The sequence below is a fragment of the Planococcus sp. TJ-302 genome (assembly GCF_058268455.1).
On sequence record NZ_JBZDOI010000001.1, the window covers coordinates 2,041,443 to 2,056,197 of the forward strand.

Consider the following 14,755-nt stretch of genomic DNA (forward strand, 5'->3'; position numbering starts at 1 on the left):
AATTTCCATTTGCGCAAACCTCACCCTTTTAATGGAAGATTGTTGCCATCCAGTAATTTACAGGTGATAATTGAGAAAATGGAATTTCATGTGAAGGAGCGATTTAATGAAACAAATAGCATTCGCGGCATTTATTAGTCTCGGCGTCTTGGCATTGCTCGGTGTTGGCGGATTTCTGCTAATCCAGAACGGCTCTACTAGTAAAGAGCAAACGCCCGCAACGATCATCGTGAGCGAGAAGCCAGCCGCGCAGCCGGCAAATGTCCAAGCTCCGCAGGAGGAATTCACCGGCAGTTCGAGCAGCCACATCAATCTGTCTGACGGCATGAGCAATTACGATGTGCAATTATACCTTCATGAAATGACGCATCACAAAGTTTACGCCGACATTAAATTCGGCTCCCGGCCTTTAACGAGCGAAAGCATTGCCAGGCTGATTGAAATCGTGGAGAAAAACAGCTATCCCGATGAAAAATTCTATCTGGAAACACTGGACGCATGGCAGGAAGGCAATTTCTCCAATGCGGTTGAAGTCCACAACACCATCTGGGGCTGGCATAGCGGAACAATCGGCAAGGCCACCCGGCTCATGACGCCACAGGAAGAACAAGATTATATTGATATGAATTCTTAGGCATTTGTGAAGCATTTCCCGATTGATGGGAGATGCTTTTTATTTGAAAAAGCGATATTTTTGTCTATAAACAACATTTATTTATTGATAAACGATATATTGTAAGATATAATCATATCAATAACCTGAAAGGGAAGGATCTGGCCATTCGTGCAGATGATGTGGAACCACCTGTTAAATCACCATCCACCCTTCTTAAAATTATTGGAAATGAGGTGCTTTAAATGAAACGGGAAACACTTTTTTTGAAGGCAGTAATCGTCTTAATGGCGCTGCCAGTACTGGCGGTGTGCATTTTCGTCGTGCCTCCGATGTCGGAGTTCGCCGGCGAATTGATCGTCCGCGTGCCTTTTGTTCAATACTTCTTTATGGCGGCGCTTTACGCAACGGCCGCAGCCTATTTTGTGGCGTTATACCAGACTTTGAAGCTGCTCGGCTATATTGATCGCAACATTGCTTTCTCAGAGCTTTCGATCAAAGCCCTAAAGAACATCAAGCGCTGCGCACTGGCCATTACTGTCTTGTATCTATTGTGCCTGCCGATTATTCTTTATGTGGCGCAAGTCGATGACGCTCCGGGCCTTGGCGGACTTGGCCTCGTCATCACATTCGGTGCATTGGTCATCGCGGTTTTCGCAGCGGTGCTCCAGAAGCTGCTGCAAAATGCCATCGATATAAAATCTGAAAATGATTTGACGGTCTGAGGTGAATGATATGGCGATAATAATAAACATTGACGTGATGCTGGCCAAGAGAAAAATGAGTGTGACCGAGCTGTCGGAGCGGGTCGGAATCACAATGGCCAACCTGTCCATTCTAAAAAACGGCAAAGCGAAAGCGATTCGCTTCTCCACTTTGGAAGCCATTTGCGAGGCCTTGGATTGCCAGCCCGGTGATATTTTGGAATACAAAAAAGGTTGAATGAACACAGGAAAAGGCCCGATCGGCACAGATCGGGCCTTTTCCTGTGTTCATTCGTTAAAGCGTTTCGCCGCACGATTGGCGGACGACCAGCGATGGCTCAAGCTGAACCGTTTCAGGCTGCCGCTTGATGCCTTGCCTTTTCGCAACAATCGCTAGGATGAGCTGATCCGCCGCTTCACGGCCCATTTCATAGGCCGGCTGCCGGATAGTGGTGAGCGGAGGATTCAAGTGCTTCGACCATTCGGTTTCATCGTAGCCGAGCAGCGCGATGTCCTGCGGCACAGCCATGTTCAGTATGCCGAGGGCGTCAAGGATTTCCAGCGTCAGCCGATTATTGGTTGACAGAATGGCATCCGGCTTGCCGCTCCCATCAAGCAATTGCTCCAGCGCCGCCAGGCAATCCTCTTTGGTTTCGACAACCTTGATCAAGTCCGCTTCAATTTCAAGTCCATGGGCCGCTAACGCCTGCTTATAGCCTTGGAGCCGCTCCTGCCTTGGGCTGATGCCGTTTACCGGATACAGGAAAATGGCGATGCGTTTTTTAGAGAGCGCGGTGAGGTGGGAAACGGCGAGCATCGTTCCTTTAATGTTGTCGGCAACGACTGTGTCGACCTCCACGCCCTTTACCCTTCTGTTCAAAAAGACGAACGGGAACTCTTCTGCAACGAGCGCTGGGAACAACGGATTGTGCTCGGACGCCGGATTGATGATAATGCCATCGAGCTGCCGCATCAAAAATTCCTTGATGTTCTTGCCTTCTTTCTCCGGATCGTCCCGTGAATTCAAGATCAGCAGGCTATAGCCCGCTTCCTGGCAAACATCCTCGATCCCTTCGAGCACCATCAGCCAAAACGGATTTTGCAGATCGGACAAAATCAGCCCGATCGAGTCGGTCTTCATTTGTTTCAAGCCGCGCGCGAGCGCATTCGGCCGGTAATCGAGCGCGTTGATGGCCTCCTGCACTTTCAGCCTCGTGGCGTCAGCAATGTAATCGGTATTGTTCATCACGCGGGAGACAGTTGAAATCGATACGCCCGCCTGCCTGGCAACGTCTTCGATCGTCAGCTTGCGTTTTGCCGGTGGGTCCGTCATCCGCCGACCACCAGCCCGTAACGCTCGGCGGCTGAGTAAATCTGCTTGGCTTTCTCGATTACCGGACGGTCAACCATTTTGCCATCGAGCATGAATACGCCCGCGCCTTTCGCTTCGTTATCGGCATGCCACAACACTTTCACTGCCCACTCGATTTGTTCACGCGAAGGGCTGTAGACTTCATGGATCGTTTCCAACTGCTTCGGATGAATCGCCATTTGGCCGTTAAAGCCGAGCGCGCGTGTGGAAGTTGCCCGTTTCTGCAGGCTTTCGTCGTTATGGACATCCGGAAAGACGGTATCGTAGACGCCCGGGATGCCTGCCGCTTTCGCGTAAGTGACGATTCGTGAGCGTGCATACAGCACCTCTAACCCCGGTTCGGTCAGTGTCAAATCCAGGTCCACCGCATAATCGATAGCGCCGAACGCGACGCCGCTGATATATGAGCTGCTGAAAATGTCTTCGAGGCGGATGACGCCCACCGCGGTTTCAATCAGTACGATCAGCTCGCCTTCGCTGCCCATGCGCTGCCACGTTTCAGCCACTTGTTCTGGACTTTCCGTTTTCGGCAGCATAATGCCCGTTACGTATTTGTGCTGCGCAAGCGCGGCGTCGTCGCGATACCATTCCGTGCCGAATTGATTGATCCGCAAGAAAATCGGCGTCGCAGGCTTTTCGCCCATTTCGTCGAGCGCCTCAGCGATGATGTTCCGCGCGTCGACTTTTTCGTCCGGATGAACGGCATCTTCCAAATCCCATAACAGCGCGTCCGCCCCACTGTCGATTGATTTCAATAAACGCTCTTTCTTCGTTCCCGGTGTAAACAATAAACTTCTATAAATCATCTTCCATCCCCCTCATCAAATGATCCCGCCATTGCGCAGCTCTTCGACTTCCGCCGGCGTTAATCCCAATTCTTCGTAGACCGCATCGTTGGACGAACCCAATTCCAATCCCGCATGGCGGATTTCGCCCGGCGTCCGGGAAAGCTTCGGCGCCGCGTTGAGCATCTTCACTTTACCGAAATGCTCATCGGGCACTTCCACAATATTTTTGCGGTGGATGAAATGCGGATCCTCCATAATTTCCTGAACGTTGTAGACAGGCGCAATTGTCGCTTCAAAACGGATAAAGCGCTCCAGGATTTCTTCCTGCGGATATTTTTTCATCCATTCCGCGATAATTGCTTCCAGTTCATCGGCATGCTGCAGCCGCGCCTGGTTCGTGGCGAATTTCGGGTCGGCGAGCAGCTCTTCACGCCCGATCGCTTTGAAGATCCGTTCGACAATCGCCGGTGATGTGCCTGAGATGGCCAGCCATTTGCCGTCCTGTGTCTCATACAAATTCCGCGGCGCCGTCCAGCCAGTGCGATTGCCTTTCCTTCCGGGAATCACGCCCAATTGGTCATATTCCATCACTTGGTTGCCGAGCATGCCCATCAACGCTTCGTATATCGGCAGGTCGATCGATTGCCCTTTGCCGTCTTCCGAATGGTCGCGTTCATAGACGGCCACCATCGTGGCATATGCCCCCATCATCGCCGTGGCGTAATCGGCAAGTGCAAAGCTTGGCAGCACCGGTCCGCGGTCCGGAAATCCGTTGACCTGCGCAAAACCCGACATCGCTTCAGCGAGCGTGCCGAATCCCGGACGTTCTTTATAAGGGCCGTCTTCGCCAAAACCGGACACTTTCACTAAAATGAGGCCTGGGTTCTTTTGCGCCAGCGATTCGTAAGTGATGTTCCATTTTTCAAGCGTCTGCGGCCTGAAATTGGTAATCACGACGTCTGCCGTCCCTGCCAATCTATGGAACAGCTCCTGTCCTCTCGGAGTGCTGAAGTTCAGCGTAATCGGCTTTTTGTTTCGCGACACGAGCTTCCATTCAAGTGATTCACCGTCCTTGTGGCTGCCGGCGTTGCGCAACGGGTCGCCTGCAGGATGTTCAACCTTGATCACTTCAGCACCAAAATCGCCTAGGTATGTAGCTAGCATTGGGCCAGCCAGCACAGTTGATGCATCAATGACGCGCAACCCTTCGAGCGGCAGCTTTTTCTTATCCTCCATTTTTTCAGCTCCTTATGCGTTCTGTCATATCTCTGAAAACGTTTTCAGAAAGTTTAGTCCATCATATATTCTATTCAGAAAAATGTAAATACTTTCATCGTCAATTAAAAATAGCGCAGCCGGTTCACTTTCAACCGGCTGCGCTATTAAAATTTCTTCCCTATAGGATTCAGCGTGCTTGTTCTTTCACTTTTGCCAAATTCTGAATGATCGCGTCTGTCACTGCTGCCGTATCGTATGTCCCGCCGAGGTCGCGGGTCAGGATGCCCTGCCTCGTTGTTTCTGCAATCGCTTTGTTCAACTGGGCCGCTTCGTCCTTTAATCCAAGATGATCCAGCATCAGTGCTGCGCTTCCGATGGTGCCGATCGGATTCGCGATCCCTTTTCCAGCGATATCCGGAGCCGATCCGTGGACCGATTCAAACATGCTTGGCGTCCGCCGTTCCGGGTTTAGGTTGGCGCTGGCAGCGACACCAAGGCTTCCGGCAAGCGCGCTTCCGAGATCCGACAAAATGTCAGCAAACAGATTAGACGCTACCACAACTTCCAACTCTTCAGGATGCAAGACAAATTCTGCAGCCATCGCGTCAACGAGCCGCTGATCTGTTTCAACATCCGGGTAGTCTTTGCTGACACGCGCAAAAACTTCGTCCCATAACACCATGCCGTATTGTTGCGCGTTGCTCTTCGTTACGCTCGTCACTTTTTTCCGGTCGCGGGTCCGCGCCAAATCGAATGCAAAACGGATAATCCGTTCGCAGCCTTTTTCCGTGAACAACGCCGATTGGACTGCGACTTCATTGCCCGTTCCGCGGCCGGCGAAATTGCGTCCGCCGATTCCGGAATATTCTCCTTCTGAATTCTCGCGCACCAGCACCCAATTCAAATTATCTACATCCGGATGGTTCAGCCTTCTCGGCACTCCCGGCAAAAATTCAACCGGCCGGATATTCGCCCATTGATCAAATCCTTGGCAGATCGCCAAGCGCAAGCCCCATAAACTGATGTGGTCCGGCACCCCTGGGAAACCGACAGCACCAAAGTAAATCGCATCATGATTGCGGATCTGTTCCAAGCCGTCTTCATCCATCATTTTGCCGTTTTCGAGATAGTATTCGCAGCCCCACGGAAAGTAATCGCTATCAAAAGAAAACTTGCCTTCCGATTCTTCAGCCATATGCTCCAGTACGCGCATGCCTTCCCGAACCACTTCTTTTCCAATGCCATCGCCTGGAATAACCGCTAACCGAAATGTTTTCGTTTCGCCCATTTTCAATTCCCCCTGTAGTCGCCATCGCTGGCGCTTTGGTATGTGTTACAGAGTATATTAGTTTAATGCATACGTTAATGTCAACAATATTTTAAATTTTATGAAAATAAAGTCTATAAATCAATTTTACAGATTAAAATTATCTTTTAAATAGCTGATTTTAAAATAACGTATACATAATTCCGTAAGAATCCAAAAATAACGGCCTGCTCCTGTAAAGGGCAGGCCGTTATTTATTCACGATTTCAGTATTATTGATTTCATCAAGCACTTCAAGAATTTCCTTCTGTGCGCGTCTTCGGTGGGATTCGATCAGCATGCTTGCAGCTTTGCCATCTTTTGCACGCATGCAGAAAACGATCGCTTTATGCTCAGTAATCGAACGCAGCAGAATCGGCCGCTTGTCGATTGTAAACAGCCTCGCCCGGTACGATTGATCCGCAAAGCTGTCAATGACGGCTTTCAGGCGCTTATTATGGGCATAGTCAATAATCGCCGTGTGAAACAAATCATCCAGCAATGACCATTTTTTCAAATCTTCTTTCAGCAAAGCCGCTTGTTGTTTCTCGATGATTGCATCCAAATGGTCCAACTCCGCGTCAGTGGCGTTTGAGGTTGCGGTTTCGATGGCCAAACTGTCCAGCGTCGTAATGATTTCATACACTTCTTTCAAATCTTCCTGCTCAATCGGCTCCACGATAAAACCTCTCCGCGGAACCAGCCGGACGACGCCTTCGATTTCCAATCGCACCAGTGCTTCCCTGACAGGCGTGCGGCTCATCTGCAGTGCTTCGCTGATTTCGCGTTCCAGGAGGGCTGTGCCCGGCGGCAGGATTAAATCCCGAATGGCAAGCCGTATCGTGTGATAGGCCCGTTGAGGAAGACGGTATTCCTCCATTCCGCTTAAATTCCGAATAAATAGCTGAAGTTCTTCTTCCATATTCATGCGTTGCTTCACTCCAAACTATCCCAGATTCACCTTTAAGCCGTCTTGGCATTAAGCAATGTTCATCTATTATAACGACAATGAAATTTTGTGACAACGGCATTTGTGAATACTGCGGACGATGGGATGCGAAAAAAAACACTCCCCGCCTAAAGCCAGAAGTGTCTCTTTGCGAAATCCAATGGACTTATACCTCTTCCAACCGATCCGTTGCCGGCGGCGGGGTGATGGAGAGATCGGTAATTTCCTTTCGCCATTCCGGTGTCATGTCGATGTCGAGCGCCGCGAGCGACGGCTCAAGCTGTTCCAAATTGCGTGCTCCGATAATCGGGGCGGTGACCGCTGGATTCGCCATCGTCCATGCCACGGCCAGTGATGCCGGATGGTGGCCCAATTCGTCCGCATGTTGCGTAAAACGGTCAGCGATACGGTAATAAGCCTCTTCGGCATAGCGCTTTTCATAGTTTTTCTGGTCAACCAGCCTGCCCTGCTCCGGCTTTTTACCGTTGCCGTATTTGCCGGTAAGCAAGCCTCCGCCGAGCGGACTGTAAGTGATTACGCCCATGTTTTCAGCAGCGGCGAGCGGCAGGATTTCCACTTCTGCCTGGCGCTTCACAAGATTGTACATCGGCTGGACGCATTCGAAGCGTGCCAGGCTTTCTTTATAGGAAATGCCAAGTGCTGTAGCGATTTGCCAGGCAGCCCAGTTACTGACCGCCGGATACAAAATTTTCCCTTGGCGCTGGAGATCATCCATTGCCCGCAGCGTTTCCTCGATCGGTGTCTCCGGATCGAACGCATGCACAAAGTAAAATTCAATGCGGTCGGTATTCAGCCGCTTCAGGCTTTTCTCGACTTCCTTTATGATGTGGCGGCGTGACAAGCCACGGTCATTGACGCCTTTTCCGGTCGGTCCATTCACTTTGGTCGTCAATACCAAGTCATCCCGGCTGTCCGCGATGCACCTTCCCAAGATTTCTTCCGCTGCCCCTTTGTTATAGACATTCGCGCAGTCGAAAAAATTGATGCCTGACTCCCGGCAGCGATTGAACATCGCCCGCGAAGTTTCTTCATCCGCGTTGCCGCCAAATGACATCGTCCCAAAACAAAGGCTCGATACTTTGATGCCCGTTTTCCCAAGCGTTTGGTATTCCATAGGCTTTCCTCCATTTTAAATTAATGAAATCGAATTCCACTTTTCAATGCCGGCTTACCCTTTCGTATATTCCTTCCCTTCTCTTTTCACAATTGCCATCGCCCATAGCAGCAGGACAATGACTACTGCGAGGACAGCAGCAAGAAACAGCCAGCCGAACGTGAACGAACCAGTCACATCCACAATAAAGCCGAACAGCGGAGGCCCCAGGATGACGCCCCAAGAGCCCAGCATCAGGCTGAAGCCGCTGGCGATTCCAGCCTGCTTCACTGGAACCAGTTCAGTGGCGGCGTTCATCCAGACCCCATTGAAACCGGAAATGCAGAAACCGAAAACGACGGTGATGGGCACTATCACCCAAAACAGCGTCCCCGGCGGAAGCTGGCTGATCCCTAGCGAAATGACAATCGACAAGGCCGCGATGATGGCCATGACGATGATTCGCTTCCCTTGAAAGACATGATCGCTGATCATTCCCCACGCGACGCGTCCAAAAGAGCCGCTCACTTCGGAAATCACCAGCAGCATTCCCGCTGACACGAGGCCGAGGCCGATGTATTCATAAGCGAACAGCACCAAGTATGTATTCAAGATCAGTTGGCTTCCGCTCAGTCCCATAGCGGCAATGCTGACCAGCACCAGCGGCTTTTCTTTGAACATTTGGAGAATCGAAGCCAGCAAACGCGCCGGCTCCTCTGCGGATTCCACTTTCACATCATCTTCCGGCGGATCGGAATAGAACCGCCAGGCGAGGATGCCTGTGAGGATTAATAGCAGGCATGCGCCAAAAAGCACCGGCCGCCACCCCCAGACAGTCGCAGCGGGAAGCAGCAGCAGCGCCGCTAGTGCCGACCCCAGCGTGACGCCCATCTGCTTGATGCCCATAGCGGTTCCCCGCTTTTCAGAAAACCAGTGGATGATGCCTTTATTCGAAGTCGGGTGCATGGCTCCATATCCGACGCCGCCCAGCACCACCATGAACAGGACCACAGCATAGTGGGAAGTCAGCGTCATCAGGATAAAGGACGCGCCCAGGCATAACGACAACAGAAACAGCAGCTTTTTCGAGCCGATGCGGTCTACGAGGAACCCGGCGGGAATCGCAATTGCCGATTGCCCCAAGAAGAGCGCGGCCGGAAGCATGCCGATCTGCGCTTTAGTCAGTGACAAATCCTCCCCAATCAGTACACCCAGAGGGGCTAGGCTCCTCCCGATAAAAGCCACCATGATCTGCGCAATCAGCAGCCACGTCAGCATGCGCCAAGGATTGATAGCGAATAATGCATCGTCGCGAATGGTTTTGTTCATGTTAGGCTCATCTCTTTTTGCCGGCTCTGGCGGGAATCCCCTCCTATCTTGTCGGCGGTTATTTTGGACTGGCTCCACTGGACGGCCATGTTTTGGCGTGGACATTCGGGCTTCAACAACGCCCCATGTTTTCGATGCCAACTTATCGTCAGTGTACGTCCATTATTGCGGACATCCCAATTGGAGTCAATTCCGTTGTTTAATTATTCTGATTAATTATTATTTTTCTTTTTATTTCTGATTTTTAGGACAGAAAAAAGCAGCCGTATTGGCTGCTTAAACAGAAAATAATAGAATTTTTTTCAATCTTCATTTTAGCTAATGCCTTAGATTAAGATATGAATTGCAATACGTATACTTCTATTGGTCTCTTCCATAATAGAAGAGAACAACGTTTCCGGCTCAATCCCAGTTCAGCTTCACTGGGAAAACATCGGATTTCCTTTTTGACCAACCCACAAATCTGTCCCTTCCATCTGCAGTGCCAAACCAAGCAACCGGTGCTCCTGCCCTTTCGCAGCCATGAACTGGACACCAATCGGCAAGCCGTTGTCAGAAACATGCACTGGAACTGACATCGCCGGCTGGCCCGTCAGATTAGCGAGTTGTGTATAAGGCGTGTAGGTCAGGCTTGGCAAAAACATCTCATAGATTAAGTCCTGCTGCGCATTCATCGTCTGTGCCGTCGAAAAGCGCTCCAAGAAATCCGTGCGCGATGCAGCAGAATGCGTCAGCTCGCCAATTCTCGGCGCGGTAAAAGCCGTAGCCGGCGTCAAGTAAAAATCATAGCGCTGATGGAGCTCGGCCATATTAGCAGCTGCCGCATCCCAGGAAGCAAGGCTTGCCGAATAATCGGCAGCAGAGACTCCTTTGCCAGCTTCACTCAAGAGCCACGATTCTATTTCCATATCTTTCGCGTTCAGTGTGCGCCCAGACATGCGGCCAAGATTGCGTGCAAGCAACGCCATCTCGCCGCTGTTCATCAAATAATAATCCTGCATCAAGCGAAGTCCGTCGATGCCATTGGATGTTTCTTCCACTTCATGGCCTTCCTGCAGCAGCCATTGGACCGTTTTTTGAAGCGCGTCTTTCGCATCCTGTGACACTTCCGTTCCGACTGGCGAATCGGCGGCAACTGCAATGCGCAGTTTGCCCTCTGTATTATAGTTGAAGGCGTCTCTATATTTCCCGGGAAATAAAGGCGTCTGAAATGCGGCTTCTGGCTGAATCGTCTGCAGTACATCGAGCAGTGCACAACTATCACGTACCGTCCGAGTTAATGCGAAATCGATGGAAGCACCTTGCCATTGCCGGCCTGCGCCAGGTCCGACCGGTGTCCGGCCGCGCGTCGGCTTCAAACCAAAAAGCCCGGTGAAAGAAGCAGGGATACGGATTGATCCGCCGCCGTCACTTGCGCCCGCCATCGGGACAATCCCCGCCGCCACAGCTGCAGCGGCGCCGCCGCTTGAACCGCCTGGCGAAAAGTCCGGGTTCCACGGATTGCGCGAAGGACCGTAAAGTTCCGGTTCGCTGATATTCTTCAATCCGAATTCCGGCGTATTCGTATGGCCGATGAATGAGATCCCCGCTGCTCCCAGACTGGAGACGAAATGGGAGTCACGCTGAGCAAAAGATCCTTCCAATAATTTCGAGCCGGCCGTCAGCGGTTCTCCTGCCAGCGACTGCGAAATGTTCTTCAGCGCCATCGGGACGCCGCCAAAAAGGCCGCTCGGACTTTTTTCTAATGCTGCAAAAGCTTGTTCTTTGCGCACCGAAGTGAAAGCATTCAATTCCGGTCCAAGCTGCTCTAGGCGTTCAAAGGAAAGCATCAGCAATTCCGCCGGTGTTACTTCCTTGCTGCGCACCAATTGCGCCATTGCTGTGCCATCCAATGTTAAATATGTTTGTAAATCCATTGTTTCCCCCGTTCCGGCGCTTCAGGCCGCATTTTTATCAATCCCTGTAAAAAATCATACCATTATTAAAAAAAGCTTTCCGCATAAACGGAAAGCTTTCGCGGCAGCTGCCAGCAGCAGCGCGTGGACATTGCCCTGGCTCTTGCCCCGAATCCCACCCCCTGCTGCTTGATGAACCGTTCAGCAACCCGGCAGACCGCATCGTCAAAATCAAGGACGGCTGCACCGATTTCATGGGCCGTCCATGCGATCTGCTGGACGTTTACCGCCAGGAAGCGAAAGCTGCTCCGAAGACAAGGAATTATTGAATATGTGAAATCCTTAAAGGGGCTGTCGAGAAATTCTCGACAGCCCCTTTAAGGATTTCTTGCACATCGGTTTTTTCAAGAACCTTATACTGTTTCAACCACTTGCTTGCATAAGCTCTTCATCAGACTTTCGAGCATATGTGGCGTTTGGACAAACGCACTTTCGATATGAAGCCGCTCCGTATACTGATGGGCGTCTTTCCCGAACGGTCCGACATTCAGTACAGGCGCCTGCAGCTCCAGCATGCCAGAAAACGGGATGCTGTAGGTGCTACCCCATACCGGCGTATTGCGTTCATAAGAGCTCCACCCGTTTCCACTGTCGCTGTAATTCACATAGCTCAAATCGCAGAGCCCGTTAAAGTAATGGATCTGGTCAACTTCAACGCCAAACTCCGCAGCAGCTTCTTGGACAGTCGCAACGCATTCCATAATCAATGGATCCTCTGACGAATTGACTGCCGGATAATATGGAGGTGCAAACAGCAGGACGATTGCCGGTGACAGTTCGTGGCATTGGATCATCAGTTTATCAGCAATGCGCAGCGATTTTTCGCGTTCATCCCATTCTGTATGTTCCAGCACCTCTGCTTTTAATGCAGCGACAAAGCCGTTGCCGCGTTTGGCTTCTGCATAGGCCAATAGCTGTTCGTAGCGCAGGACCCGCACTTCGCCGATTCCGTCAATGCCTTCGCGCTTGCATAGTTCCCCGTACGCCGTGTTGCACATTGTGGCCGCCTGTTTCGCTGTCTGTTCGAACAGTTCCATAACTTCTGCGGCATTCCGTTTCATTAGGAAAATATTGTACAAGGCGGTGGCCCGGTATGGTGTTTGGGTCGAATACTGCATTTTCAAGTCTTTTTGCTGAAGCGACACTGGCAGCGGCGTGCTCTCTCCCAGATCGTTTTCATGGAATAATGCATTCCATTCCATCGCCTGTGTCAAAAACGAAGCGATGAAATTGGCGGTCATGCCTTTCAGCGGTTCACCGACGTGTGTCTCTTTGCCGTAAAACAATGCAGCCGGCATAATCTTCCCGAGCGTCCCCGAATAGATGTAATGCTTTTCATCGCCCGGCTTCTGCGAAAATGCTGGTTCGCTGTTGAAGAACATTTTATAGGACAAGCCGCGAGCATCTCGCAGTTTCACCAGTTCATCAACTGCTGCCCGCATGCCAGTCGAATTGACTTCTTCATCCGGCACTGTCAGCAGCACCAAATTGAGCGGCCACTCTTCTGTGCTCGCTTTTTCAAGGAGCGCCATGTGGAGAACCAGTCCCATTTTCATGTCCATCGTGCCGCGGCCGAACAGGTAGTTGCCTGACTCAAGATCAAGCCGCGCTTCATCGGGCAGCTCATGCTTTCGTTCGGAAAGCTTTTGCGTAAGTTCTTCTGGGCGGCACGCCAGCACTTCCAGATCGCCGTATTCTTCCGTCTGGACAGTGTCGAAATGGCTGATAAGCACAATGGTGTCCACGGCTTCAGGGTGTTCGTAGAGCGCTATCAGAAGATTCCGTCCCGGGTCGGCTTCATGGAGGGACAAAAAATCAGGATGCCGCTGGAAATAATCCAGCTTCCGCAGCTTCTCTTTCACTTTAAAAGGAAATTCCTTCTCTCCTTCCGTCAATGTCCGGCTTTCCCAGCTCACCACTTCGCACAGGAGCGACCGAAGGCTGGCTGGTGATCCCCACAGCAATTTTTCCACTTAATATTCCTCCTTATTTGACCGGTTCCAATTCCACTTCTGCCTGAGCAGTGTTTCTTTTTTCAAGTTTCACTTTATAGAAGATCATGCAGGCGACGAAAAAGCCGACGCCGTATAGCAGTCCGATTCTCTGCGTTGGATCAAAAGCCAGAAACCCGAGAATGAGCAGGCAAAAAGCGATGCAGAAGATCGGTACGAATGGATAGAACGGCACTTTGTATTTTAGATCCGCTGTATTCCCTCCCGCTTTTACATAGCGGTAGCGGAACATCAATTGGGAAGCCGCAATCCCCATCCAAGAAATCGTTACTGAAATGCCGGCGATCGACATCAGCAGGATGAACACCGTATCCGCCTCCATGACGCTGGTCAAAAGCGACAGCAGTGAAAACAGCATAGTGAAAATCAATGCCGCAAGCGGGACTTTCCGCTTGGTCAGCGTACTGAAAATCCGCGGCGCCATGCCTTCATTGGCCATCGCCCATAGCAGACGGGTCGAAGCATACAGGCAGGAGTTGCCGACAGATAGGATAGCTGTCAGGATGACAAAGTTCATGATGCCTCCTGCATACGGAATCCCCACCACTTCCATCAGCGTAACGAACGGGCTGGCCAATAGCCCAAGCTCTGAAGCAGGGAAAATAGCCGATAGGATAATGATGGAAGCGATATAGAAGACAATGATGCGGAACAGGATATTGCGGATAGCTTTCGGGATGTTCTTTTCCGGATTTTCCGTTTCCCCTGCAGCAATTCCTACCAGCTCTGATCCTTGATAGGAGAAAATGACGTTCATCATCGTGACAAAAATAATGGCGATGCCAGCGGGGAACAAACCTGTCGGAGCCAGGTTTTCCATGAACGGCGCCGGTCGGTCCGCAAGCGGAATGAGCCCGAAAATAGCGGCTGCGCCAATCACGATAAACAGCAGAAGCGCTACTACTTTAATGCCGGCAAACCAGAATTCCGCTTCAGCGAACCCTCTTGTCGTCAAAGCGTTCAGCATGAATAGGAGAACCACGAAGATGGCACACCAGATCCAGACCGGTGTTTCCGGGAACCAGTATTTCATCAAAATGCCGGCAGCGGTGAATTCAACCCCCGCTGTGGCAGCTGATCCGACAAAGTACATCCAGCCTAATGAAAAGCCGGCAGACGGACTGATATATTTCGATGCATATGTCTGAAAAGAACCGGTGACTGGCATGTGGACGGCCAATTCCCCTAAGCAGACCATGACCATGTACAAAATCAGGCCGCCGATCAGATAGCCGATCAACGCCCCTCCTGCTCCGGACTGGTTGATCGTATACCCTACATTTAAAAACAATCCTGTGCCGATGACGCCTCCAAGCGAAAGCATGAACAGATGGCGGCTTTTCATGGAACGGTTCAACTGGTTTGCAGCCGGCACTTCCGGTGTTTTAATCATTT

General features: G+C 51.1%; 13 protein-coding genes. 3 read left to right on the top strand and 10 right to left on the bottom strand.

Annotated elements, in window-relative coordinates; all coding sequences use genetic code 11:
- Positions 1–106: 106 nt before the first annotated feature.
- The 3 genes from AC4EHB_RS09875 to AC4EHB_RS09885 all read left to right on the top strand — a co-directional run bounded on the left by AC4EHB_RS09875 (position 107) and on the right by AC4EHB_RS09885 (position 1,555).
- Entirely contained in the window at positions 107–634 is a 528-nt protein-coding gene (locus tag AC4EHB_RS09875; protein ID WP_490975379.1) for a DUF6241 domain-containing protein, read from the top strand.
- Between the two features lie 224 nt (positions 635–858).
- The gene (locus tag AC4EHB_RS09880) at positions 859–1,338 is read left to right on the top strand and encodes a DUF2975 domain-containing protein (protein WP_490975380.1); all 480 of its coding nucleotides are present in this window, start codon (positions 859–861) and stop codon (positions 1,336–1,338) included.
- Between the two features lies 1 nt (position 1,339).
- Entirely contained in the window at positions 1,340–1,555 is a 216-nt protein-coding gene (locus AC4EHB_RS09885; protein ID WP_490975381.1) for a helix-turn-helix domain-containing protein, read from the top strand.
- A 57-nt stretch (positions 1,556–1,612) separates the two neighbouring features.
- On the opposite strand, the gene AC4EHB_RS09890 is transcribed toward AC4EHB_RS09885, so the two are convergent.
- The 10 genes from AC4EHB_RS09890 to AC4EHB_RS09935 form a co-directional block, all read right to left on the bottom strand.
- Complete coding sequence (locus AC4EHB_RS09890; RefSeq protein WP_490981344.1) at positions 1,613–2,650, bottom strand: LacI family DNA-binding transcriptional regulator; 1,038 nt, start codon at positions 2,648–2,650, stop codon at positions 1,613–1,615.
- Positions 2,647–3,495: an HpcH/HpaI aldolase/citrate lyase family protein gene (locus tag AC4EHB_RS09895; protein WP_490981345.1), complete on the bottom strand. Its 849-nt coding sequence runs from the start codon at positions 3,493–3,495 to the stop codon at positions 2,647–2,649. Before AC4EHB_RS09895 ends, AC4EHB_RS09890 begins: the two co-directional genes overlap by 4 nt.
- 15 nt (positions 3,496–3,510) lie before the next feature.
- The gene (locus AC4EHB_RS09900; protein ID WP_490975384.1) at positions 3,511–4,713 is read right to left on the bottom strand and encodes a CaiB/BaiF CoA transferase family protein; all 1,203 of its coding nucleotides are present in this window, start codon (positions 4,711–4,713) and stop codon (positions 3,511–3,513) included.
- 169 nt (positions 4,714–4,882) lie between these two features.
- Complete coding sequence (locus tag AC4EHB_RS09905) at positions 4,883–5,983, bottom strand: tartrate dehydrogenase (RefSeq protein WP_490981346.1); 1,101 nt, start codon at positions 5,981–5,983, stop codon at positions 4,883–4,885.
- Between the two features lie 229 nt (positions 5,984–6,212).
- Positions 6,213–6,941: a GntR family transcriptional regulator gene (locus tag AC4EHB_RS09910; protein WP_490981347.1), complete on the bottom strand. Its 729-nt coding sequence runs from the start codon at positions 6,939–6,941 to the stop codon at positions 6,213–6,215.
- Positions 6,942–7,116: 175 nt separating this feature from the next.
- On the bottom strand, positions 7,117–8,085 hold the full coding sequence (locus AC4EHB_RS09915) for an aldo/keto reductase (protein ID WP_490975388.1): 969 nt from the start codon (positions 8,083–8,085) through the stop codon (positions 7,117–7,119).
- A gap of 54 nt (positions 8,086–8,139) precedes the next feature.
- The gene (locus AC4EHB_RS09920) at positions 8,140–9,393 is read right to left on the bottom strand and encodes an MFS transporter (RefSeq protein ID WP_490981348.1); all 1,254 of its coding nucleotides are present in this window, start codon (positions 9,391–9,393) and stop codon (positions 8,140–8,142) included.
- A gap of 419 nt (positions 9,394–9,812) precedes the next feature.
- Positions 9,813–11,309, bottom strand: coding sequence for an amidase family protein (locus tag AC4EHB_RS09925; RefSeq protein ID WP_490981349.1), 1,497 nt, complete (start codon positions 11,307–11,309; stop codon positions 9,813–9,815).
- Between the two features lie 392 nt (positions 11,310–11,701).
- A complete protein-coding gene (locus AC4EHB_RS09930; RefSeq protein WP_490981350.1) occupies positions 11,702–13,321 on the bottom strand; it encodes a M20/M25/M40 family metallo-hydrolase in 1,620 nt (539 codons plus the stop codon).
- A gap of 13 nt (positions 13,322–13,334) precedes the next feature.
- Positions 13,335–14,753 carry an amino acid permease gene (locus AC4EHB_RS09935; RefSeq protein ID WP_490975392.1) on the bottom strand — a complete coding sequence of 473 codons (1,419 nt, stop codon included), beginning with the start codon at positions 14,751–14,753 and terminating at the stop codon, positions 13,335–13,337.
- Positions 14,754–14,755: the final 2 nt, after the last annotated feature.